We start from the raw sequence: 22,379 nt of genomic DNA, 5'->3' as shown, positions 1-22,379 counted from the left end.
AGGAATTGTAATTACCTCCCTTTAATCTCCGCACCGGCGGGGTACCCGTGGCCGGCCTTTAATGATTCCTTTACATCAGCCGCATAGACATCCACATAGGGGTTGCCGGAGAGCTCGGCTAATGTCCCCATGACCATGTCCGTGAACGCGCGTATGGTCTCGTGCTGCTGCGGATCCAGGCCGTGTTCGCGCGCCCAGTCATGCGGGTAAATGGGGTCTCCCACTCGCACTCCCACCTTGGCGGGGCGGACAATCCACGAACCGATCGGGTTAGCCTTGCGGGAATTGATCATGGCGATGGGATACACCGGCTGATTGGTCTCCATGGCAATGCGCCCCATCCCGGTACGCCCCTTGTACACACGTCCATCTGGGGACCGAGTGCCCTCTGGGTAGATACCAAAGAGATCACCGCGCCCCAAAATCTTTCGCGCGGTCTCGAGCATGGCCTGGCTGGCTGATTCATGATCCCGTTCAATGGGAACTTGCCCGACGGAGCTAAAAAACCATTTCTGCATGCCGCCCACGAGGCCGGGGGTGGTGAAGTACTCTGACTTGGCCAAAAAAGTAATTTGGCGCGGGCACAGCAGGGGGAAGAAGAAAGAGTCCATCACCGCTTGATGGTTGGATACCAAAATCGCGGGACCCTCAGCAGGGATTTTTTCCATTCCTTCTGACCAAGGGCGGTTCCATACACGCAGGGCGGGCCCGAAAAAGATGTGCTTAAACGCCCAGTACCATTTGTTTTTCATCTCCAGCTCGTCCTTCGCTCATTCTAGTGGCCGCGGCGGGCCAGGTCAGCTACGCCAATCATACCTGCTGCCGAGCCCAATTCCGCGGTTGCAACGCGAGCAAGGGGGCGATGCCCAGCGCCGACTATATCCCGGCCCATGGCAGCGGTGGCTTCCTCTAAGTACATATCCGCATCTTGGGACACCCCGCCGCCAATGACAATGAGCTCTGGATCGAGCACATCAGACACGATGGATAAGCCTTGGCCCAACCACTGCCCAAAGTTCTCCATTACCGCAATACCGAGTGGGTCTCCCCCACGTGCTGCGCGTGCAACCTGCTCACCGGTGGGATACGGCGGCAAGGAGGTCTCATAGTCTGGCCGCAGTTCGCGCGCGGTATCCGGCAGGGCCGTGCCTGAGGCATAGCGCTCCAAACAGCCCCGTTTGCCGCACGAGCACTGCCTGCCATTCGGCACCACGACGATATGACCAAATTCCGGAGCAGTACCAAAGGCGCCTCGGTAGATGGTGTCATGGGTCATTAAGGTCGCGCCGATGCCGGTGCCGACCGCAAAAAATACCCAATCCTTCGCGCCGCGCCCTGCGCCAAAGCGCCATTCTCCCCAAGCGGCGGAGTTGGCATCGTGCTCCAGCCGGACATGCAACCCCAAGCGTTCCGCGAGGTTTCTCCGGACCGGGGCATTCCGCCACGGCAGGTGCGGGGCGAAGCGGACTGTCTCACACTCTGGGTCTAAAAATCCCGCCACGGCAAGGCCCACCGCGCCCACGGGGTAGTCCGCGCGCAGCTCCTCGACGATCGCTACCAGGTCATCATCAAGCTGGCGCGGATCCCCCGAGGTTGGCATGGTGCGACTCGCAAGGATTTCCCCGTCTCGAGTGATTACTCCACCGCGCACATTGGTGCCACCGACATCGAAGCCGATAGTAAGATCGGCGGAGTTATTTTCAAGCATGGATATCAGAATATACCGACAACCGGGCCAGGGTCACATCAAGCCATAAGCTTTCTCAGCCGTTGCCCCATAATCTCCCAGCTCCAGTGCTTTTCGACGTGCCTGCGTCCCGCCTGCCCCATACGAGTACGTATTTCTGGCGAACGCAAGAGCTCTTTCAAAGCATCCACGAGCTCATCAACAGATATGCCCTTGACGACGATCCCCGTCTCCTTCGTAATAGTCTCCGGCGCTCCCCCAGAGTCACCGGCGACGACTGGGACCCCGCAGGCCTGTGCCTCTAGGTAAACAATCCCCAAGCCTTCCACGTCCAAGCCTCCGCCGCGTGTGCGGGCTGGCATGGCAAAAATATCCGCGGCATGAAGCGCGGTTTCGATGTTGGGGGCCGGCTGAATCACTGCATCGGGGCAATAAAGCTTCGCCAATTCTTGCAATGCATCGTGATAACGCCCGCGCCCAATCAACAGCAACTGCGCATCGGGGAATTCTTCTCTGACCTGCGGCATCGCCCGCAATAATTGGTCTTGCCCCTTGCGCGGAACTAACCGGGAAATGCAGACGATGGTAGGTCCGCTCACTCCAAACTCCGCCTTCGCTGCTATGCGCTGCGCAGGGTTTGCGGGAGAAAGCGAATCTAGACTGACCCCAGAAGGCAGGTGAGCCCACTCCGGGTGCGGACCAAACGGCCCGCGCAGGCGCCGTAGAGTGTAATCCGAGATATACGTAATGACATCGGCGTTATTGCCAATCAGCCGCAGGCATTGTCGGGCCAGTGGAACCATAGACCACCCCACCTCGTGGCCATGCGTCGTTGCCACCACGCGGCGCGCCCCCGCCTGACGCGCAGCCTTTGCCATCAGCGCCAGTGGTGCCGCCGCACCAAACCACACGACGTCAATGGCTTCCTGCCGGATGATCTCCTGCATGCGGCGCGTGGTTGCCGGGGTGGGCAGCATCACGCGATGTGGCCACCGAATGACTTTATAGGCAACAGAGGCGTCATAGTCCTCAGGTGGCTGTTGGGTTGAAGCGAATACTACGACATCGTCTGGGTCGAGCACTTCTAGGTAGTCCCGCAGGTAGGACTGGATTCCTCCGACTTTGGGAGGAAAGTCATTCGTTACCAGCAGTATGCGGGCCACTTAGAATCGCGCAGTCCCCGAAATAGGCATCGAGTTGAGTGGCACGACCTGAACTGGCACGCCATAGGTCGAGGCGTGTACTACCTGGCCGTTGCCAATGTACATTCCGACGTGGGTAACTCCTGGGTAGTAGCCCACGATATCGCCAGGCTGCAGCTGATCCACCGGCACGGACGTGCCACCTGCAATTTGTGCTTGCGAGGTACGCGGAATGGTCTTTCCAATCTGCTGGTATGCCCAGTACATCAGGCCAGAGCAGTCGAACTGGTTCGGACCGGCAGAACCCCAGCCGTAGGGCGAACCCAACTTGGACAGAGCCGCAGAGCTAGCGCCATCGGCGATCTCTCCCAAGTCGAAATCCAGCTTATCCGTGCCGCCGAATTGTCCTTCCCAAGCTTCGCGCTGCTCATCGCTCAGCGCATCCACTTGAGCTTCGATATCTGCCTGCTGCTCTTCCAGCGCATCCTTTTGCTTTACCAGTTCATCGCGCTGCTTTTCGAGGTCCTTCTTTTCCTCGCGCACCTTTTTCGCAGCGTCAGCGGCTTCTTGCTGAACCGCTTCAGCCATTGAGGCTGCATCTGCCTTGGCATCGAGGGTGCGTTGCGCCTTGCGCGAAAGCGCGCCCAAGTATCCCATGCGCTCTACGGCGTCTGCTGGGTCTTCTGCAGCCAGCGCGCCCGAAACGGCGGAACGGGAGTCTCCTCGGTAGCGAGACTGTGCCAAGTCGTCCACGCGACCTTGCTGCGTGGAGACATCGCCCTGCGCGTCATGTACGCGTTTTTGGGCCTCTGCGGAGTCTTGCTCCGCTTGAGCGACCTCTTCTTCCTTGGCCGCGAGCTTATCTTCTAGCTCTTTGACTTCCTCATTCTTCGCCGAGACCTTACGAGCGACCTCTCCGACGCGATCCACCAGATCGTCTACGTTTTCAGAGGTAGATTCTTGGTTCGGTTCCGCCTCTTGCGCGATAACTTGCGGGATGCCAGAAAAAGAAGTGACAGCGAGGACTGCGGTTAATGCAGCAGCTGGGAGCACACGTTTAGACACGAGAAGACCTTCAACTCAAAATTTTCAAAAATCGAATTTACTATAGCGGGTTTTAGCCACCGTTGCACAACAAAACCCTCCCCTTTTTGCGCAAAGGGAAGGGCATGTCATCTCACTGCCAATTAGAAACGCACAGCGTTGTTAATCGGCATGTAGTTCAAGTCGCGCTCCTGCACAGGGGTGCCGGAGTTGAGCGCGTCGATGATGGTGCCGTTGCCGGTGTAGATACCGACGTGGGAAGCGCCACCGTAGTAGGAAATGATGTCACCAGGCTGGAGCTGGTCCAAGGAAACAGGGGTACCGCCAGCGGCCTGAGCCTGGGAGGTACGCGGAATCTGAACGCCAGCCTGGGAGTATGCCCAGCTGGTCAAGCCGGAGCAGTCGAAAGCGTTAGGGCCAGCAGCGCCGTAAACGTACGGCGAGCCGAGGACGGAGCGTGCAGCTTCCAGAGCCTTCTGACCAACGGTAGACGGCGCCGGAGCAGCCTGCTGCTCTGCAGCAGCGACGAAGTTGTCGCCACCCTGGTTGGAAACCTGGCCCAAGGAGGGGACGTACTTGTCAATGTTTGGGACCTGGTCAATGTTCGGGACGTTTTCCAGACCGGCAACCTCGAAACGGTAGTCGGTATTAGGAACAACGACCTCGGCAGCCTGAGCGACGCCTGGGGCGGCGACAGCTGCGGTTGCAGCGATGGCTGCAGTAGATGCGATACGACGGGTATTTACAGTGCCCTGACGACGGTGCTTTGCCACGAGAAAAACTCCAAATCTTCCTACGCGTCTACTTTCCATATCGAAAAGCTCTGACCCTGGGGCCTAGTGTTCATTGGAGGACCGTTCCTTTAGGCCTTCCTCCACTCGGCCCCTCACTAGGAGGAGCCAGATGCGACGCTTTAAATTTTCATTTCGTATTGAGCACCTTTTCGGGCGGTAACTCAATGTCTCGAATAGGTTACGAAATCATCACAATCAATGTCCATTCGCAATCCGAGATCCGGCTTCGTTACACGTTCGTTACCTTATTTTGACCAAGCCGAGACAAAGGCCTCATAACGAACATTCAATAAAGCTATTATTGAGTTTTAACGGCTATACACTGCAGAAATGGCCAAAATTCACACACGTCAGGCCTGGCAAGACGGAATTTGAAGCTAAAGTTAAAAGCGCCGAAAATTCTATATGTGACATTCGTCACCTGCTCTTAGGTGTGACCCCTTCAGTGTCACTAGCCTAATTCTTTAACAGTGCCTCCTCATTCAACAAACTACTTAACCGCAGCCGGCAACTGGCTCACTTTGCCTGGGATATGCGGAGCATAAACTAAGCTCCAGTCCCCCTCCCGCGACTCAAGACAGGGTGCTGCCTGTCTATGCCCCGCCCTTCAACGGGCAACATCGGAGCATCCCCCTTACGTAGCAAGGTTCTGCGGAAAGTGGCTTTCTTAAGCTCACTTAGAAATATGTCTCCCCGCCCCACCGTTCCGCATGGGTTCTCCTACTATCCCCAAAATTTTGCAGTTGTATCTTCGCCTAGAACGAACTACCTGACATCAATCCCAGCAAAATTCCCTGTCAACCCCCGTACATGTATGCAGCGAAGGCGACAGTCACGTTAGGTGCGCTAATAACACCTGCGCGACGGAAGTAATGGATGCACGCGGCCCCAAGTGCTCCGTTCTACAACCACATTGGTCGCCGTAAACGATGCATCAGCTATCCCACAAGGCGGAAGTGCCCAGGGCCTAGGTTTGTTAAGCTGAAAATTAGCTGTCCCCGTACTGAAATTCAGCTGAAATTTTACAAATACTACATTACCGTGACTGGAGAGTCACGGATTGCTACACAAATTACTTACAAGAATGGAGAAGAGAATGCGTAAATCGCTTACTCTAGGAGGCGTCTTACTGGCCACTTCACTTGCAATTACTGGCTGCGGGTCCTTTGGAGGGCCAGAAAAGGCTCTAAAGAATGCCGCCGACGAGCAAATGGAAGTTCACACAAGCCTGTTGGAAGCTGCTCAGCAACACCAATCTGGCGACAGCAAAAAGGCCGAAGAATCGGCACACGACTGGGTAGACCAAGCTAATGAATTCCAGACAGATTATCTCTGTAAAGGGCAGCGGAACACAGTATCCCCAGATGAAGTTGTTGCAACAGTCCAAAGCATGAATCCCTCAGATGTTCCAAGTGAAGACGAGCTCGAAGAGCTAAGGGACAAGAAGGACGATGCGGTCAAAGATCTAGAAGAGTCTGAGTCCTCGTCCGACGATGAAGCCTATGTGACTTCAGATAACGAAGAATTTGCAGACTATTTCAATACCAGTGAAATTCAGTTGAAGAAGGAAGATGGAGACTGGAAAGTTTGCGACAGTTCTTTCCAGCTCTTCTAAACGGTACTCCGGAGAATCAGTTGTTGCTTGTTGCCTTCTCATAAAGCAATATTTGGACTACGAGATTGATGTAGCCCATTGATCGTTGGGGTTACTCTCATCGACTCGCTAACAAAGTAGAAAAGGCCCCCGTTGTATCGGATATAGGCCAGCACTACTCCCCAACAAAAGCATCGGATTCAGACGCCAATCGCACCGATGCTTTTGAATACTGCCTGACGAATCCAGTTGGCTCGCCAGGCAGTTCTTTAGTTTGCTCTCGAGATCATCAACCATGCGCATTAGGCGCGAAGTACCCAGCTTTTACGCAAGCTTTCGCGGGGAAACGTCTGCAGGCCTTCAGCAAGAGCTGAGACTATATATTTTCATTACTGAGATCGCTTAACCGGCGAACTTCTCGCAGCCTCCTTAGAAATCAGTGCGCGAAGTTACCTCTTCCAATCCATACGCACCAGCCTCCTGAAGAAGGGCCTGCGGTAAAGAACTAAGACAGCAGGACCGCCCACATCAAACAATAGATTCAAAACAAATAAGCCCGCTGGCCGCCTAATTTCTGGCGACAGCGGGCTTATCTAGTGAGCGTGTATCGAGCTACCCCAAGGGAAGATTAGATGCGGCCGTTTTCCTCGTCATCACGACGATTAGCCTCATTGAGGCGGCGGAACATCTCCGCTTCCTCTTCGTGGTTCTCCTCGTGAATCTCGTGAACGCGACGCATGAGTTCCGGATCATCCGGGCTGAAGGTGCCCTGAATCTCGGAGTCCGCGTAACCAAGGTGGTTAAGTTGCTTTGGCACCTGAGCGCCTGCGTACTCAAGCGGTACTGCATGGCCGTCCTCGTCAACCGGGCCAAGCGGCTGGTGGACTTCAATAAAGGCACCATTAGGCAGCTGCTTGATAACACCAGTAGCGATACCGTGTTCGAGCACCTCACGGTCAGAACGCTGCAGACCAACACAGATGCGGTAGGTCATGAAGTAGGCAATCGGCGGCAAGATAATCAAGCCGATACGTCCCACCCAAGTCATCGCATTCAGCGAAATCTGGAAGAAGTGCGCAACGTGGTCGTTACCACCGGACAAGGTGACCAACAAGAAGAACACGATTGCTGCAGCACCAATTGCGGAACGGGTAGGAACGTCACGCGGACGCTGCAGAAGGTTGTGGTGCGCATCGTCACCAGTGAACTTCTTCTCCAAGAACGGGTAGGTGATTAGCAGTACGACCATCAGGCCACACAACAACGCGACCCAGAAAGCGGAAGGAATCGTGTAATTGCCCAAGTACAGTTCCCAAGCCGGCATGACACGAGCCACACCGTCTGTCCAGAGCATGTAGATATCGGGCTGGGAACCTGCAGACACCTGGGAGGGGTTGTACGGACCCAGCAACCAGATAGCGTTGATGGTTAGCAAACCGGACATCAGAGCCAGCACACCAGCGACCATCATGCCCATACCAATTGCCTTAGTTGCAAAGACCGGCATAATGCGGACACCGACAACGTTGTTTTCTGCGCGACCCGGTCCAGGGAACTGGGTGTGCTTCTGGAACCAGACCATGATCAAGTGGGCTGCGATAAGGCCCAAGATGATGCCTGGGATGACCAGAACGTGGAGGATGTAGAAGCGGTCCAGCATCAAGTCGGACGGGAAGTCGCCGTTGAAGATGGCCCAGTGCAACCAGGTGCCGATAATCGGCAGCCCCAAGATGATGGCGGACATAATGCGCAGACCGACACCGGAAAGCAGGTCATCCGGCAGGGAGTAACCGAGGAAGCCCTCGATCATGCCCAGCAGGATAAGGGTGCAACCAATAATCCAGTTGGCTTCGCGCGGACGACGGAAAGCACCGGTGAAGAAGATACGCAGCATGTGCGCAACCATCGACATCATGAACAGCAGTGCTGCCCAGTGGTGCATCTGGCGAACGAAGAGTCCGCCACGTACCTCGAAGGAAATATCAAGGGCCGTTGCGTAGGCGCGCGACATCTCAACGCCGTTCAGCGGTGCGTAGGTGCCGTCGTAGATGACCTTCGTAATGGAAGGGTCAAAGAATAGCGCCAGGTATGTACCGGTTAGTAGAAGAATGATGAAGCTGTACAGCGCCATCTCACCGAGCATGAAGGACCAGTGGGTCGGAAAGACCTTGTTCAGCTGCGTCCTTAGCACGCCGGCGGCGCTGTAGCGCTCGTCCATGTTGTTGCCCATTTGGGCGAGTTTATTGCTCATTATGACTTACGCTCCCAGAATGCCGGACCGACAGGCTCAATGAAGTTGCCTTCTGCAACAAGGTAGCCCTCATCGTCCACCGTGATGGGCAGCTGTGGCAGAGCACGGGCGGCCGGGCCGAAGACCGGCTTACCGTAGTGCAATGCGTCGAACTGCGACTGGTGGCAGGGGCACAGGATTCGGTTGGTCTGTGCCTCGTACAACGACGTTGGGCAACCAATGTGAGTACAAATCTTGGAGTAGGCGTAGTAATCGCCGTGGTGGAAGTTTTCCTGCCCCTCACGCTCGATCGCCTTCTGCGCATCGGAGTGGCGCAGACGAATCAACATCACAGCGTTGCGGTTGCCGTGGATGGAGTGCATGTGGTGCTCGTATACGTCGCGCTTAGCGTCGTACTGGTCACCATCGTTGACGTCTTCTTCCGCGAGCGGGAAGACGGTTTCCATACCGCCGGCAGCCAAGTCCTCGGGGCGAACGCGCACTAGGCGGGTAACGCCTTCGGTGGTGTAGTGTTCGCCGGACTCGCCGGAGTGCTTCTCAGCGATGGTGCCGGTGTCACGAGCGAGGTAAAGCTTTACGCCTTTCTCGTGCATCGTCCAGCCGGAGGTCCACAGCGTGCCGTCACCGGCGTAGTTCACCTCGTGGCGAACCTTCCATGGATTGCGGATTGCGCCGGCAAGCGGGGCGATAACAGTCAAGCCGAAGAGAACGCCTGCACCACCGAGCAGACCTTGGATGGTCTTGCGGCGGCCGAGAGTGGAGGTCTTCCAAGAATCGTTCAAGAGAGCGGTAAGAGTACGGCGGTCAACTTCTTCGGAAGGACCATCGTGGCGACGCTGCACGGAGATTTCTTCCGGCAGGATCTTCTTCACGTACTGAACGATGGCAAAGCCGAGTCCGAAAATGGACAATGCAGCGGTAATACCAAGCAGCGGGGTGTAGAGAGTGTGCCAGACGAGGCCGTCCTCCCCTAGCTGCTTGTACTGCCAAGGCCAGAAGAGGTAGACGCCCAAGAAAGCCAATCCGCCGATAACGGAGAGTGCCAGCCAAATGGCGACATTGCGACCCGCACGCTTTTCCGCGGGGTCACCTTCAACCGGGAAACGCTCCTTGCGGAACGCTACGGTGACATCATCGAGCTCGGTACCAAGTGCAGCAAGTTCATCATTGCTCATCTTATCGAGCTCTGCGTCAGTGTAATTCTTTTTCACATTGCTCATGAGCGCGATCCAATCCACATAGCAGCGGCGCACAGTGCGCTGATACCAATAATCCACATTGCCAGGCCTTCAGCCACTGGGCCGAGACCGCCAAGGTCCCAACCGGCAGGAGACGGAGTCTCTTCTGCAGACTTCAAGTAGGCGATGATGTCCTTCTTTTCATCTGCAGTCAGCTGACGGTCAGAGAACTTTGGCATGTTCTGCGGACCAGTCAACATTGCCTGGTAGATTTCCTGCTCGTTAGCAGGTGCCAGCTCCGGGGCGTACTTACCGGAGGACAGCGCGCCACCCTGACCGGTGAAGTTGTGGCAGGATGCGCAGTTCATGCGGAAAAGCTCAGAGCCCTTGGCAACGTCTTCGGCCTGAATCTGGCCGTTGTAGTTGGCGCCGCGAAGGGATTCTTGGGCGATGCTTCCATCGTCGTTGTAGACAATGTCTGCGCCGCCGCCGTTAGCAGCAACATAAGCGGCCAGCGCCAAGGTCTGCTGTTCGGTGTAACGAGGAGCCTTGCGCTCTGCCTGTGCGTCGTTGGACATCATCGGCATACGGCCGGAGTGAACCTGGAAGTACACAGAGCCGGCGCCGATACCTACGAGAGAGGGGCCACGGCCTTCGATGCCTTGCAGATTGGCACCGTGGCAAGTGATACAAGCGGTGTCGTAGATGTCCTTACCCTCTTGCACGAGGGCTTGATCATCTTTTTCCGCCGTAGCGACCTGAGCGTCAGGCGTCAAGGCAGAGGCCAAGACGCCAGCGCCGGTCAAACCGATGGCCAAAGCAAAGCCACCTGCAAGGGTGCGCTTCGCCTTGCGGCGACGGCGGGTCTTCTTAGCCGAGGCAGTGGTCTGCTCCACTGCCGCGGACTGCGAATTGTTATCCATCATTTTCCTTTAGATAACTCGAACACGGGAGGACTGTTTTGGGGAGAGGGTCGCCGACACTACTGAACCAAGTAGATAACGGTGAACACACCGATCCACACAACGTCAACGAAGTGCCAGTAGTAGGACACTGCCATCGCGGCGGTAGCCTGTGCCGGCGTGAATTTAGACTTAGCGATACGCGCCAGGATGATTGCAAAGGAAATCAAACCGGCGGTTACGTGCGCAGCGTGGAAGCCGGTGATGATGTAGAACACCGAACCAAAGACGCTGGACTGTACCGTCACGCCTGCGTGAATCAACTCAGCCCACTCAAACGCCATGATGCCCAGGAAGACAACACCCAATACCAGCGTGATGGTGTACCAGAGTCGAAGCTTGTAAACGTCACCCCTTTCTGCGGCAAACACGCCGAACTGCGAGGTCACGGAGGAAGAAATCAACACTGCAGTAATGAGAAAGCCCATTGGCAGGTTGATATGGGCAGTGTGCTCTGCCCAATCGCCTTCCTGGCCGTTCGCTCGCGAGGTGAACCACATCGCGAACAGTCCGGCAAAGAACATCAATTCCTGAGACAGGAACACGATGGTGCCCACGCTGACCATATTGGGTCGGTTCAGCGAGGCAACACGTGGTGCTGTCATACCTTGGTTAGAAACTACGCTCGTCACAGTGGTAATTATGGCTGTTCTGGACGCTAAAGTCACTTCAATTCCCCCCGCTTCCTCTATTCGGTTTTCACTAAATTGCCAGCTACCGATAAGGAATATCTTGAGGCCTATCAAGATTAATAACGCGGGAACTTTTTGCATTCTTTTACGACGGGACATCAACGCAGGTGACGCCCTTAAACTTCATCTATGGCCACGATGCCCACCGTTTCAACTACCTCGCTCACGTTGATTCGACCCTCTTCCGCAACCGGTTTCAGCAAATTTCTTAGAGAGATAAATCACACGGCGGTTTCCGGGGAAAATCGCTCTTTTGCAACTTTCGGTTGACCCCCGCAGAAATTGCGGTTTACGTGCTACGATGCGCTTTTGCTGCCCACTTAAAGCCTGGGCGCAGCCCCTCTCCCCCTCCCATAAAGAAATTGTGGAACCTCGGGAACTTTTCTATTTGATTTACGACGCGGATCGCCAAAGCCCTCCTCACCACGGCGTGGTGAGGAGGGCTGAGAAGTTTTGGCAGTGGTTGCGACTAGCTAAGTACTAGTGCTTTTCCTTAGGCAGGCCATACTGCAGGGACAGGCCGGCGCAAGCTGCAATCAAGCAGACAGCGCCCAAGGCGATGAGCCAGTAGTAAAGGAAGATGACGCCTAGGCCCAAGAAACCGATGGAACCAGCCATGGCCAGTGGCCAGATGGAGCTCGGCGAGAAGAAGCCCAAGATACCAGCGGAGTCTTCGGTCTCTGCTTCTTCCCAGTCTTCCGGTAGAACGTCGCTGCGGTTATCGGTGAAGTGAAGGTAGCCGCCCAGCATAAGGCAGAGCACGACGGAGAGGAACATACCCACGATGCCAACCCACTCGGCGCCGTAGAGGTAACCATCATCCTTCACGAGGGTGACGCCAAAGATATAAACAATCAGCGAGACGAAAAGGTAAGTCGCGATTGAGTAAAAGACTTTCGATGTTGCACGCATTGTGTAATGTCCTTATCTCTTATGCCGCGGTCTTGACGGAGTTGTCACCATCGGCGGTGTCACGCTCGCCGGAGAACGGGTGGGTGGTAACTGCGTACGGATCCTGGCCAATTTCCTTCAACGCCTCAGCGTTGGTGGCATTCGGGTTCTTCTCACGGAAGTCCATGTAAGCATTGAAGTCCTCTGGGGACACAACGCGAATCTCGAAGTTCATCATGGAGTGGTAGGTACCGCACATCTCAGCACAGCGGCCAACAAAGGCGCCTTGCTTATCAATCGATTCGATCTGGAAGCTGCGCTCCTGGGCGTTGGCCTCAGGGTGTGCGTACACGTCGCGCTTGAACAAGAACTCCGGTACCCAGAACGCGTGAGAAACGTCAGCGGAAGCCAGACGGAACTCGATGGCGGTATCGGAAGGAAGCACCAGAACCGGAACCTCTTCGGTGGAGCCTACGGTCTCAATCTTGTTGTAGTTGAGGTAGGAAAGGTCGCCCTTGGACTTACCGTGAATTGGGTTGGGGTTGTCCACACCCTCAGGGTCATGGGCGGTCTTTTCCGCTTCAGCCTGACGCGCTTCGTCCGCACCGTTGTAGTTCTCACCGTTGACGTGGTTCTCGGCGTAGCCGAACTTCCAGTTCCACTGGAATGCCGTGACGTCAACGGTGACCTTTGGATCCTTATCCAATGCGGTGACCTTCTGCTGGGTCTGCACCGTGAAGAAGAACAAGGTCATGATGATCAGGATTGGAACGATGGTCAATACCATTTCCAATGGCACGTTGTACTGCGTCTGGCGCGGGAATTCACCCTTCCCATCACGCTTTGCCTTCTTCGCGCTCCAGCGGAAGATTGCAGTAAGGAAGAGGCCCCACATAACGAAGCCGACAATCCAAGCTGCTACCCAGACCCAGATCCAGAAGTTGTACATTGCCTCAGCCTCAGGGGTCACACCCTTTGGCCAACCGAATCCCAGGAGGTTCTCTACAGCAGTTGGCGCCTGAACGTCACAACCAGCCAGGGCGAGACCGCCTAGGGCAAGTGCGCCAGCTACGCCCGCCTTACGGGCGAAGGTGCGCTTATTACGCTGTCCCACGTGTGTTCTGCCTTTCTGTCCACACAAACTTCTCGAATACTCACAGAGCACCCTTACCCAATCAGAATAATGGATAAATGCTTGGTTCCCAGCCTTTTTGAAGCTTTAAAGGAGACCCAGGGCGCTCAATTTATATCCACGATTCAGTAGGTTACCGCCCCACCTGCACAATGTTCCAACCGCACCCCCTGTCTGCGCCTTCACCATGTGCCTTAACTCACAGGGTGCTGTTCCAGCCATCATCCGAAAGTTCGCACCCTTACGGGGAAGCTTAATTTAAGCTTTTCTACAGCTTCTTCCAAACCGTGGCGCTTTCTGGTTTCCACCCCGCGCACCGTAAAGTAGGACAACGAGCACTAGTCGCTTAATTAAAAGGAGCTATCTTTACATGTGCGGACTTCTTGGCATGCTCGCGGCCACCGGTAACGTGGACAAATATGTCGACGCGCTGGAGCGGTCACTTCCTTGCATGCACCACCGCGGACCGGACGCAGCCGGCACTTGGCATGATGGCGACGCCGCCTTCGGCTTTAACCGCCTGTCCATTATCGACTTGGAACATTCCCACCAGCCCCTGCGCTGGGGCCCGGAGGACGAGCCTGAACGATATGCCCTTACGTTTAACGGCGAGATCTACAACTACGTTGAGCTCCGCGAAGAACTTAAGGCTTTGGGCTACACCTTCTATACGGAAGGCGACGGCGAGCCCATTGCGGTGGGCTACCACCACTGGGGCAAGGACGTCGTTGAGCACCTCCGTGGCATGTTTGGCATCGTCATTTGGGATACCAAGACCAAGACAATGTTTGCCGCGCGCGACCAGTTCGGCATCAAGCCGCTTTACTTTGCCACCACGGACGCTGGCACGGTCTTCGCCTCCGAGATGAAGTGCATCCTAGACATGGCTGAGGACATTGGTCTAGATCTCAGCCTTGACCGACGCGCCATTGAGCACTACGTAGACCTACAATACGTACCGGAACCGGAATCGTTGCACGCCAATATCCGCCGCGTGGAATCCGGCTGTACGGTCACCTTGAAGCCGGGCGAGGACGTCGTATCCGAGCGCTACTTCAAGCCACGTTTCCCGGTCCAGCAGGTGCCTGAAGGCGAAAAGCAGCAGCTTTTTGACCGCATTGCAGAAGCGCTGGAGGATTCCGTCGCCAAGCACATGCGTGCCGATGTCACCGTTGGTTCCTTCCTCTCTGGCGGCATCGACTCCACCGCCATCGCTACCCTGGCCAAGCGACACAACCCAGATCTGCTGACCTTCACCACTGGTTTCGAGCGCGAAGGCTATTCCGAGGTGGACGTGGCCGCAGAATCGGCGGCAGCCATCGGCGTAGAGCACATCGTGAAGATCGTCTCGCCGGAAGAATACGCCGAGTCGATCCCAAAGATTATGTGGTACCTGGATAACCCGGTCGCCGATCCTTCCCTCGTGCCGCTGTACTTCGTGGCCCAAGAGGCCCGCAAGCACGTCAAGGTGGTCCTGTCCGGTGAGGGTGCCGATGAGCTTTTCGGCGGCTACACCATCTATAAGGAGCCACTGTCGCTCGCGCCATTCGAGAAAATCCCTTCTCCGCTGCGCCAGGGATTGGGCAAGCTTTCCCGCGTGCTGCCGGAAGGCATGAAGGGCAAGTCCTTGCTCAACCGCGGCTCCATGACCATGGAGGAGCGCTACTACGGCAACGCACGTTCCTTTAACTTTGAGCAGATGCAGCGCGTTATCCCATGGGCCAAGCGCGAGTGGGATCACCGCGAGGTCACCGCGCCCATCTATGCGCAGTCGGAAGACTTTGACCCAGTAGCCCGCATGCAGCACCTTGACCTATTTACCTGGATGCGCGGTGACATCCTAGTCAAGGCTGATAAGATCAACATGGCCAACTCCTTGGAGCTGCGCGTGCCATTCCTAGATAAGGAAGTATTCAAGGTCGCAGAATCCATCCCGCATAACCTGAAAATCTCCCACGGCACCACCAAGTATGCGCTGCGCAAGGCCATGGAACAGATCGTCCCCGCGCACGTGCTCAACCGCAAGAAGCTGGGCTTTCCGGTTCCCATGCGCCACTGGCTCGCCGGCGACGAGCTCTACGGCTGGGCGCAAGACACCATCAACGATTCCCAGACCGAGGACATCTTCAACAAGAAGGAAGTTCTGGAGATGCTCAAGGAGCACCGCGATGGCGTCTCCGATCACTCCCGCCGCCTGTGGACGGTGCTTTCCTTTATGATCTGGCACGGCATCTTTGTGGAAAAGCGCATCGACCCGCAGATTGAACAGCGCGACTACCCGGTCAAGCTTTAACCTGGGCTGGGTAAAGTTCCACACCGAGCTTTAAAGACATAAAAAGAGGGTGAGCGCCGAGAAGCACTCACCCTCTTTCTTTATCCTTCTGTTTAGTTGAAGGAATCGCCACACGCGCAGGAGCCGGTGGCATTCGGGTTATCGATGGTAAATCCCTGGGACTCGATGGTGTCAGCGAAGTCGATCTTGGCACCGGTAAGGTACGGCACGGACATCTTGTCCACGACGAGCTTGATTCCACCCACCTCGTCGACCTTGTCGCCATCAAGGCTGCGGTCATCGAAGTAGAGCTGGTAGCGCAGGCCAGCGCAGCCGCCGGGCTGCACTGCGATGCGCAGGGAGAGATCGTCGCGGCCTTCCTGATCAAGCAGGCCCTTTGCCTTTGCGGCTGCGGCCTCGGTCAGAATGACGCCGGTTTCGGAAACTGGAGCGGTCATCACTTCTCCTCAAATGTGTCTTGGTTGCGTAGCCACTACCCTACCCGCATCTACGAGGAGGGAAAAGGTAGCCCATAGTAATAACAACGCCGTGGGCGGGCCTATTCCCCTCTTGGGGCCGAAACCTTGTAGTCTGATCAGCGTGAAACTTCCGTGGCAAAAAGATGACAAGACCTCCCCTGAACCCGCTCCCGCGCAGGAAGAAGTTCAGGAAGAAACCCACCGCAAGGGGTATACCCCTCCGAAAGGTCGTCCCACGCCAAAGCGCCAGGAACAAGAAATCGCGCGCGGCGTAAAGCGCGATCCACATGGGGTATCCGATGCGCAGCGCTATAAGCGCCGCAAGGAACTCAAAAAGTCCATGAGCAAGGACGAGTGGAAAGAATATAAAAAGCAAGAGCGCAAGGAGCGCAACCAGCGCAACCGCGAAAGCCAAGAGCGCATGGCTGAAGGCGATCCGCGCTTCCTCCCAGCCCGCGACCAGGGTGAAGAGCGCGCCTACGTGCGAGATTGGATCGATGCCCGCCGTACGCTTTCGGAATGGGTAATGCCGATGGCGCTTGCCCTTATCGTCGTGGTCTTTGTGACCTATGCGGCTCCAAGCATCGCCGGCCTCATCAATGCGATTGCGATGGTGGTTATCCTCATCTTCGCCATCGACGGCATCTGGCTGGGCCGCCGTGCTAATAATGCTGTCCGCAAGAAGTTCCCCGGAACCACCGCCACCGGCTTTGGCCTGGGATTCTACGCATTTTCCCGCGCCAGCCAGCCCCGCAAGTGGCGCATTCCTCGCCCGCGCGTAGAGCGCGGGGCCGACGTTTAAGGAAACACGCTGATGGCTGATTCCTCGCAGCTTTATCCCTACGGCCGGCTAAGCGATGCCGCACAGTGGCTAGCCGCCTGCCAGGATCGCTCCCCCGCCTCCGAGCCACAGCGGGTGCGGGCCATCATCTTCACCGAGGATGGTGAGGAGATCCCACAGGCCACGGAGACCGCCGCACGGCGGGTTGAGGCCAGCATTAAATCCGTCACGGTGACGGATTGCTCCTCGGCCTATGACCTAGGCGTGCAGGCGGCGGATGCGGAAATCGATGGTGGTGCGGATCTGCTTATTCCGGGCGGCATCGACAGCACGCAGGTTGCCGCGGCCGTCATGGGTGTCTTGGCGCAGGAGGAACCGGTGGTGGTCGTCGGCAAGCAGCCGAGCGTCGAGGCTTGGAAGGCCGAGGTTGCGGCCATTCGCGATTCCATGTTTCGGATGCGCGATCTGACTGGGCGGGAGCTCATTAAGGCCTGCGGCTCCCCCGTATTGGCCGCGCTGGTGGGCTTTATGTCCCAGGCGGCTAGGCGGCGCACGCCCCTGCTTGTCGATGCCCCCTTAACCGCCACCGCCACCGTATGCGCCGCCGCAGACACGCGGATCCACGACTGGATCCTTGCCACCAATATCACGCCGCAGCCAGCTCACGGGTTGGCCTTAAAGAAGCTGCGGCTGAAGCCCCTATTGGATCTGCAAATGGAGCCAGTACCGGCGCTCGGCGCCTTGTCTGCCCTACCCCTTTTATTGTTGGGCGTAGAAATTACCGCGGACGCCGCGCAGGCAGAGGCCTAACTGCGCGGCGCAGGTCCTCCTCGCGCAGCGTTTCACCGTGGCGTGCTAGACCAAATTGTGCAACCAGCCGTGGGCATCCTCCACAGCACCGCGCTGGATACCGGTCAGGCGCTCGCGCAAAGCCATGGAGACCTCGCCGGCCTCGTTATTGTTAACGCTGAAATCGGTATCCTCACCAAGGATGCGCCCCACAGGCGTGATGACGGCGGCGGTACCGCAGGCAAAGGCCTCGGCCATCTTCCCTGATTCCACATCTCGCTGCCATTCTTCGGCGGTAATGCGCCGCTCGGTAACCTTGTACCCCATGTCTTCAGCGACCTGCAGCAGGGATTGGCGGGTAATACCGGGAAGCAGGGAACCGGATAGCGCCGGGGTGACGATCTCGGCGTCGTCGCCGGTGCCGTAGACGAACATGAGGTTCATCCCGCCCATCTCTTCGATATACCGGCGTTCGATGGCATCCAGCCACACCACCTGGTCACAACCCTTTTCTTCGGCCTGGGCCTGCGCCAACAAGGAGCCAGCGTAATTGCCGGCGAATTTCGCGGCACCGGTTCCGCCCGGCGCGGAGCGGACATAATCGGTAGATAACCACACCGAAACAGGCTTAATGCCGCCGCTAAAATACGCACCGGCGGGCGAGGCCAAGAGAATGAAACGATACGCATTAGCCGGGTGAACGCCCAGCGATACCTCGGTAGAAATCATAAAGGGGCGCAGGTAGAGCGATGCTTCCCCGCCGGCCTCTGGAACCCAGCTCTTATCGATGTCCACCAGTTGGCGCAGCGCCTCGATGAACTCTTCTTGCGGTAGCTCGGGCATCGCCAAGCGCTGCGCCGAATTAATAAAGCGTTGCGCGTTTTGATCGGGGCGGAAGGTCACGATGGAGTCATCGGGCTGGCGGTAGGCCTTAATGCCCTCGAATACGGCCTGGCCGTAGTGGAAGACGTTGCTCGCCGGGTCCATCGTAAGCGGACCGTAGGGACGGACCTGTGCATCATGCCAGCCCTTGTCCGTGGACCAATCAATGGTAACCATGTGGTCCGTAAAGTACTGGCCGAAGCCTGGATTGGCCAGGATTTTATCTAAATCTGCTGCCGCCGTTGGCTGATTCGTACGGGTAATCGTGTAATCAAGCATGCCCACAATCTACTCCTTTTATCTATAGCCGGGTAGGAATATGTTCACTTTAGCGCGGTATTATGGGCGAAAGTTTCATTAGTACCAATTAAAAAGGAGGATATTATGTCTCAGCACGCTGTACCCGCACGTGGGGAATTTCCGGAACTTACGCTAGAAAAGAAGGCTCCGAAGAACACGCAGGCCCTACTTATCGCGGCATTCGAAGGCGAAGATGGCATTGAGCTTCCAGGAACCTCGCTGCTCAAGTCAGCCGAGCTGCGGGAAGCGTACGAGTCTCTCATTGCCGTGGGGGCAACCGGTAAGGCCAACGAGGTCACCCGCATACCCGCCCCCAAGAAGGCGGAGGCAGATTCCGTCATTGCCGTCGGCCTCGGCGATGCAGAGGACCTCGATGCAGAAGCCTTGCGCCGCGCCGCCGGCAGCGCCGCACGCTCGATTTCCAAGCTGGAAGAGGTAGCCACGTCCCTGGGGGATTTTGGAATCGCGCCCACTGTAGAAGGCCTCATCTTGGGCGGCTACAAGTTCAAGGGGCTGCGCTCTAAGCCCGGCAAGGATTCCGAGCAGCCCGCCGCTTTTACCGTGGTGGCAGAAAAGTCCGCGCGCGAGGAGTTCGAGGCAGCGAAGATCACCGCAGAATCCGTGCTCATTGCCCGCGATCTGGTCAATACCCCGTCGAACCTGCTGTACCCAGAGTCTTATGCAGACTTCCTCTCCGCCCAGGCTGAAGAGGTAGGCCTCGATGTAGAAATCTTGGATGAAAAGGCATTGAAGAAGCAGGGTTTTGGCGGCATCACTGCGGTTGGTCGCGGTTCCGCTCGCCCGCCGCGCTTGGTGCGCCTGAGCTGGAGCCCCAAGAAGGCAAAGAAACACGTGGCGCTCGTGGGCAAGGGCATCACCTTCGATACCGGCGGCATTTCCTTGAAGCCAGGCTCTGGCATGTGGGACATGATTTCCGATATGGGCGGTTCCGCTGCTATGGCCGCCTCCATCATCGCCGCGGCAAAGCTCAACCTGCCAGTGAAGATCACCGCTACCCTGCCGCTGGCGGAAAACATGCCAGGCGATAATGCCACCCGCCCGGGCGATGTCATCACCCACTACGGCGGCATTACCTCTGAGGTACTCAACACCGATGCAGAGGGCCGCTTGGTGCTTGCCGATGCCATCGCGCGCGCCAGCGAGGATAAGCCCGACTTCCTCATCGAAACCGCCACGCTGACCGGCGCCCAGATGGTCGCCTTGGGCGGGCGCACCGCCGGCGTCATGGGTTCGGAGGACTTCCGCGACCGCATGGCCAGCATCGGCCGCGAGGTAGGCGAAAACGCATGGGCCATGCCGCTATTGGAAGAGCACGATGAATCCGTGAAATCCGCCAGCGCAGATATCCGCAATATCAACGCCAAGCGCGAAGGCGGCATGGAATACGCCGGTACTTATCTGAAGCACTTCGTAGGCGAGGGCATCGAATGGGCACATATCGATGTCGCTGGGCCTTCCTTCAATACCACCGGTGCCTATGGCTACACGCCAAAGATGGGTACGGGCGTTCCTACCCGCACCGTCATCGCTGCCCTGCGCGAGATTGCTGAATCAAAGTAATACCCCGCGCCGCCGACTGGGCATAAAATAGCGGAGTTATGAACACTGCTTTAATCATCGTTGATGTCCAACACGATTTTTGCCCAGCCGGCGCGCTCGGCACCGATCGCGGCAACGAGGTTGCGGAGAAGATCGCTTCTTTGCAGACCGAGTATGACACCGTCGTTGCCACGCAGGACTGGCACATCGATCCGGGTTCCCACTTTGCGGAGGACCCGGATTTTGTCGATTCTTGGCCGGTGCACTGCGTTGCTGATTCCTATGGGGCCCAGATGCACGAGGCCATCGGGCCTGCGCTAGCATATTTCCGCAAGGGCGAATACACCGCAGCATACTCCGGTTTCGAGGGCGCAGCGAATGGCGTTTTGCTCGCAGATTGGCTGCGCGAGCACGCTATCGACGCAGTAGACATCGTCGGCATTGCCACGGATCACTGCGTGCAAGCAACCGCAGCGGATGCTTTAAAGGAAGGTTTTTCCGTCCGCGTCTTAAGCGAGTACTGCTCCCCTGTTGATGCAGACCGCGGGGATGCCGCCCTGGCAAGGCTAGGAAAGGCCGGCGCCACCATTATCTAGGCCGATTAACTTAAGTCTTGCCCCGAATCAGGGTTCTCCCCGCGCTCAAAACGGGCGCGGCGAAGGCGCTGTTCTTCCCTTTTACGCAAGATGCGTTGGCGTTCCATGCGCTCGCGCATGCGTTGGGGGTACCCGGTTTCTTCGACATCAAAAACGTCGCATTGCAATAGTTTTCTTACCGCGTCAATCCCCTTCGGCCCGCCGATGCGCCGGCGAATAAACTCACCATTTTCATCCACCACGACCACAGACATTTCATTGACCACGGTCTCAGGCTCGATAAATGCCTCGACAAATGCCTTATCGGCCGCCCACATTTTGAGCTCTTGTTCATCTTCCGGGCGAATAGTTTCTCCCGGACCGCGGGGCGGTCGCAGTGGCGATCGGGACTTATTGCGGCGGAAGAGGTTGAACATAACCCACTAGTTTACCCGCATGGAGGGTATTACTAACCCCACTACTGCACGATGACGGGCATCACGCTGTAAGATTGTGCGGTAGCGATAGAATACTTCCAACTTTTCGAGGAGTCTTAAAACTCATGGCGAACTCCGTTGAGATGCCCGAGCTGGGCGAGTCCGTAACCGAAGGCACCATTACCCAGTGGCTTAAGTCCGTCGGCGACACCGTCGAGGTGGACGAGCCTTTGCTCGAGGTCTCCACCGACAAGGTCGACACCGAAATCCCTTCTCCCGTGGCCGGCACCATCCTAGAAATCAAGGCCGAAGAAGACGACACCATCGAGGTCGGCGAGGTGATCGCGCTCATCGGTGATGAAGACGAGGCTGGCTCCTCTTCCGATGATTCTGATGACTCCGATGACGATAAGTCTGAGGACAAGGAAGAATCCAAGTCCGAGGAGAAGGAAGAAAAGGACGAGAAGAAGTCTGGCTCTAGCTCCCAGGCTTCTGGTGAGACCACCGATGTGGAGATGCCTGAACTCGGCGAATCCGTCACCGAAGGCACCATTACCCAGTGGCTCAAGTCCGTCGGCGACACCGTCGAGGTAGACGAACCACTGCTCGAGGTCTCCACCGACAAGGTCGACACCGAAATTCCTTCCCCCGTCGCCGGCACCCTGGTAGAAATCCTCGCCGAAGAAGACGACACCATCGAGGTCGGCGAAGCCATCGCCCGCGTCGGCGACGAAAACGCCGCACCATCCTCCGACGACTCCGACTCCGACGACGACAAGTCCGAAGAAAAGGAAGAAACCAAGTCCGAAGACAAGGAAGAGTCCAAGTCTGACTCCTCTGCCAAGTCCTCCGGCGAAGCAACCGATGTGGAGATGCCTGAACTCGGCGAATCCGTCACCGAAGGCACCATTACCCAGTGGCTCAAGTCCGTCGGCGA

Annotated in this window: 21 protein-coding genes; 7 read left to right on the top strand and 14 right to left on the bottom strand. The window is 56.9% G+C overall.

The genetic code is table 11. The features are described 5' to 3' along the window. Window positions 1–11: 11 nt before the first annotated feature. The 5 genes from ABRP84_RS02930 to ABRP84_RS02910 form a co-directional block, all read right to left on the bottom strand. Window positions 12–752, bottom strand: coding sequence for a lysophospholipid acyltransferase family protein (locus ABRP84_RS02930; protein WP_239269950.1), 741 nt, complete (start codon window positions 750–752; stop codon window positions 12–14). A 23-nt stretch (window positions 753–775) separates the two neighbouring features. After that, window positions 776–1,708: an ROK family protein gene (locus ABRP84_RS02925; RefSeq protein ID WP_349852662.1), complete on the bottom strand. Its 933-nt coding sequence runs from the start codon at window positions 1,706–1,708 to the stop codon at window positions 776–778. Between the two features lie 38 nt (window positions 1,709–1,746). Then, the gene (locus ABRP84_RS02920; protein WP_349852661.1) at window positions 1,747–2,850 is read right to left on the bottom strand and encodes a glycosyltransferase family 4 protein; all 1,104 of its coding nucleotides are present in this window, start codon (window positions 2,848–2,850) and stop codon (window positions 1,747–1,749) included. After that, a complete protein-coding gene (locus ABRP84_RS02915) occupies window positions 2,851–3,894 on the bottom strand; it encodes a C40 family peptidase (protein ID WP_349852660.1) in 1,044 nt (347 codons plus the stop codon). A gap of 122 nt (window positions 3,895–4,016) precedes the next feature. Further along, window positions 4,017–4,646: a C40 family peptidase gene (locus ABRP84_RS02910; RefSeq protein ID WP_023023120.1), complete on the bottom strand. Its 630-nt coding sequence runs from the start codon at window positions 4,644–4,646 to the stop codon at window positions 4,017–4,019. Window positions 4,647–5,763: 1,117 nt separating this feature from the next. On the opposite strand from ABRP84_RS02910, the gene ABRP84_RS02905 reads away from it, so the two are divergent. After that, entirely contained in the window at window positions 5,764–6,282 is a 519-nt protein-coding gene (locus ABRP84_RS02905) for a hypothetical protein (RefSeq protein WP_349852659.1), read from the top strand. A gap of 607 nt (window positions 6,283–6,889) precedes the next feature. On the opposite strand, the gene qcrB is transcribed toward ABRP84_RS02905, so the two are convergent. The 6 genes from qcrB to ctaC form a co-directional block, all read right to left on the bottom strand. After that, window positions 6,890–8,512, bottom strand: coding sequence for a cytochrome bc1 complex cytochrome b subunit (qcrB, locus tag ABRP84_RS02900; protein ID WP_023023124.1), 1,623 nt, complete (start codon window positions 8,510–8,512; stop codon window positions 6,890–6,892). Further along, a complete protein-coding gene (qcrA, locus tag ABRP84_RS02895; RefSeq protein WP_034659105.1) occupies window positions 8,512–9,732 on the bottom strand; it encodes a cytochrome bc1 complex Rieske iron-sulfur subunit in 1,221 nt (406 codons plus the stop codon). Before qcrA ends, qcrB begins: the two co-directional genes overlap by 1 nt. Beyond that, on the bottom strand, window positions 9,729–10,616 hold the full coding sequence (gene qcrC / locus ABRP84_RS02890; protein ID WP_005283937.1) for a cytochrome bc1 complex diheme cytochrome c subunit: 888 nt from the start codon (window positions 10,614–10,616) through the stop codon (window positions 9,729–9,731). The genes qcrA and qcrC overlap by 4 nt, the downstream gene beginning before the upstream one ends. 56 nt (window positions 10,617–10,672) lie before the next feature. Further along, on the bottom strand, window positions 10,673–11,284 hold the full coding sequence (gene ctaE, locus ABRP84_RS02885; RefSeq protein ID WP_502879774.1) for an aa3-type cytochrome oxidase subunit III: 612 nt from the start codon (window positions 11,282–11,284) through the stop codon (window positions 10,673–10,675). A gap of 540 nt (window positions 11,285–11,824) precedes the next feature. Beyond that, complete coding sequence (gene ctaF / locus ABRP84_RS02880) at window positions 11,825–12,256, bottom strand: aa3-type cytochrome oxidase subunit IV (RefSeq protein ID WP_023023132.1); 432 nt, start codon at window positions 12,254–12,256, stop codon at window positions 11,825–11,827. Window positions 12,257–12,275: 19 nt separating this feature from the next. Beyond that, on the bottom strand, window positions 12,276–13,349 hold the full coding sequence (gene ctaC, locus ABRP84_RS02875) for an aa3-type cytochrome oxidase subunit II (protein WP_023023134.1): 1,074 nt from the start codon (window positions 13,347–13,349) through the stop codon (window positions 12,276–12,278). 388 nt (window positions 13,350–13,737) lie between these two features. On the opposite strand from ctaC, the gene asnB reads away from it, so the two are divergent. Beyond that, the gene (asnB, locus tag ABRP84_RS02870) at window positions 13,738–15,660 is read left to right on the top strand and encodes an asparagine synthase (glutamine-hydrolyzing) (protein ID WP_349852657.1); all 1,923 of its coding nucleotides are present in this window, start codon (window positions 13,738–13,740) and stop codon (window positions 15,658–15,660) included. Between the two features lie 92 nt (window positions 15,661–15,752). Here the strand turns inward: asnB and ABRP84_RS02865 are convergent, their stop codons facing one another. Further along, window positions 15,753–16,097 (bottom strand): HesB/IscA family protein, encoded by a 345-nt coding sequence (locus ABRP84_RS02865; RefSeq protein WP_005283948.1) that lies wholly within the window; start codon window positions 16,095–16,097, stop codon window positions 15,753–15,755. 142 nt (window positions 16,098–16,239) lie between these two features. Between ABRP84_RS02865 and ABRP84_RS02860 the strand changes: the two genes are divergently transcribed. Together ABRP84_RS02860 and ABRP84_RS02855 are read left to right on the top strand one after the other, a co-directional pair. Continuing rightward, window positions 16,240–16,920, top strand: coding sequence for a DUF3043 domain-containing protein (locus tag ABRP84_RS02860; RefSeq protein WP_034659101.1), 681 nt, complete (start codon window positions 16,240–16,242; stop codon window positions 16,918–16,920). A 12-nt stretch (window positions 16,921–16,932) separates the two neighbouring features. Beyond that, window positions 16,933–17,709: a nicotinate-nucleotide--dimethylbenzimidazole phosphoribosyltransferase gene (locus tag ABRP84_RS02855; protein WP_023027915.1), complete on the top strand. Its 777-nt coding sequence runs from the start codon at window positions 16,933–16,935 to the stop codon at window positions 17,707–17,709. Between the two features lie 45 nt (window positions 17,710–17,754). Here the strand turns inward: ABRP84_RS02855 and ABRP84_RS02850 are convergent, their stop codons facing one another. Then, on the bottom strand, window positions 17,755–18,849 hold the full coding sequence (locus ABRP84_RS02850; protein WP_034659188.1) for a branched-chain amino acid aminotransferase: 1,095 nt from the start codon (window positions 18,847–18,849) through the stop codon (window positions 17,755–17,757). A 105-nt stretch (window positions 18,850–18,954) separates the two neighbouring features. Here ABRP84_RS02850 and ABRP84_RS02845 point away from each other — a divergent pair, with 105 nt between their 5' ends. Continuing rightward, window positions 18,955–20,451 carry a leucyl aminopeptidase gene (locus tag ABRP84_RS02845; protein ID WP_349852656.1) on the top strand — a complete coding sequence of 499 codons (1,497 nt, stop codon included), beginning with the start codon at window positions 18,955–18,957 and terminating at the stop codon, window positions 20,449–20,451. Window positions 20,452–20,489: 38 nt separating this feature from the next. Next, on the top strand, window positions 20,490–21,026 hold the full coding sequence (locus ABRP84_RS02840; RefSeq protein WP_349852655.1) for an isochorismatase family protein: 537 nt from the start codon (window positions 20,490–20,492) through the stop codon (window positions 21,024–21,026). Window positions 21,027–21,031: 5 nt separating this feature from the next. On the opposite strand, the gene ABRP84_RS02835 is transcribed toward ABRP84_RS02840, so the two are convergent. Beyond that, entirely contained in the window at window positions 21,032–21,442 is a 411-nt protein-coding gene (locus tag ABRP84_RS02835) for an oxidoreductase (protein ID WP_349852654.1), read from the bottom strand. 125 nt (window positions 21,443–21,567) lie between these two features. On the opposite strand from ABRP84_RS02835, the gene ABRP84_RS02830 reads away from it, so the two are divergent. Next, a partial coding sequence (locus ABRP84_RS02830; RefSeq protein ID WP_349852653.1) for a biotin/lipoyl-containing protein occupies window positions 21,568–22,379 on the top strand: 812 nt, incomplete at its 3' end.

The sequence above is a fragment of the Corynebacterium sp. KPL2861 genome (assembly GCF_040225475.1).
GTDB lineage: Bacteria > Actinomycetota > Actinomycetes > Mycobacteriales > Mycobacteriaceae > Corynebacterium.
This window is presented reverse-complemented; position numbering and strand designations above follow the sequence as displayed.

Excerpts from the sequence above, each read along its gene's own strand:
- ABRP84_RS02930 (WP_239269950.1), bottom strand. The coding sequence starts at position 752 with ATGAAAAACAAATGGTACTGGGCGTTTAAGCACATCTTTTTCGGGCCC.
- ABRP84_RS02925 (WP_349852662.1), bottom strand. The coding sequence starts at position 1,708 with ATGCTTGAAAATAACTCCGCCGATCTTACTATCGGCTTCGATGTCGGT.
- ABRP84_RS02905 (WP_349852659.1), top strand. The coding sequence starts at position 5,764 with ATGCGTAAATCGCTTACTCTAGGAGGCGTCTTACTGGCCACTTCACTT.
- qcrB (WP_023023124.1), bottom strand. The coding sequence starts at position 8,512 with ATGAGCAATAAACTCGCCCAAATGGGCAACAACATGGACGAGCGCTAC.
- qcrA (WP_034659105.1), bottom strand. The coding sequence starts at position 9,732 with ATGAGCAATGTGAAAAAGAATTACACTGACGCAGAGCTCGATAAGATG.
- qcrC (WP_005283937.1), bottom strand. The coding sequence starts at position 10,616 with ATGATGGATAACAATTCGCAGTCCGCGGCAGTGGAGCAGACCACTGCC.
- ctaF (WP_023023132.1), bottom strand. The coding sequence starts at position 12,256 with ATGCGTGCAACATCGAAAGTCTTTTACTCAATCGCGACTTACCTTTTC.
- asnB (WP_349852657.1), top strand. The coding sequence starts at position 13,738 with ATGTGCGGACTTCTTGGCATGCTCGCGGCCACCGGTAACGTGGACAAA.
- ABRP84_RS02865 (WP_005283948.1), bottom strand. The coding sequence starts at position 16,097 with ATGACCGCTCCAGTTTCCGAAACCGGCGTCATTCTGACCGAGGCCGCA.
- ABRP84_RS02855 (WP_023027915.1), top strand. The coding sequence starts at position 16,933 with ATGGCTGATTCCTCGCAGCTTTATCCCTACGGCCGGCTAAGCGATGCC.
- ABRP84_RS02850 (WP_034659188.1), bottom strand. The coding sequence starts at position 18,849 with ATGCTTGATTACACGATTACCCGTACGAATCAGCCAACGGCGGCAGCA.
- ABRP84_RS02845 (WP_349852656.1), top strand. The coding sequence starts at position 18,955 with ATGTCTCAGCACGCTGTACCCGCACGTGGGGAATTTCCGGAACTTACG.
- ABRP84_RS02840 (WP_349852655.1), top strand. The coding sequence starts at position 20,490 with ATGAACACTGCTTTAATCATCGTTGATGTCCAACACGATTTTTGCCCA.
- ABRP84_RS02835 (WP_349852654.1), bottom strand. The coding sequence starts at position 21,442 with ATGTTCAACCTCTTCCGCCGCAATAAGTCCCGATCGCCACTGCGACCG.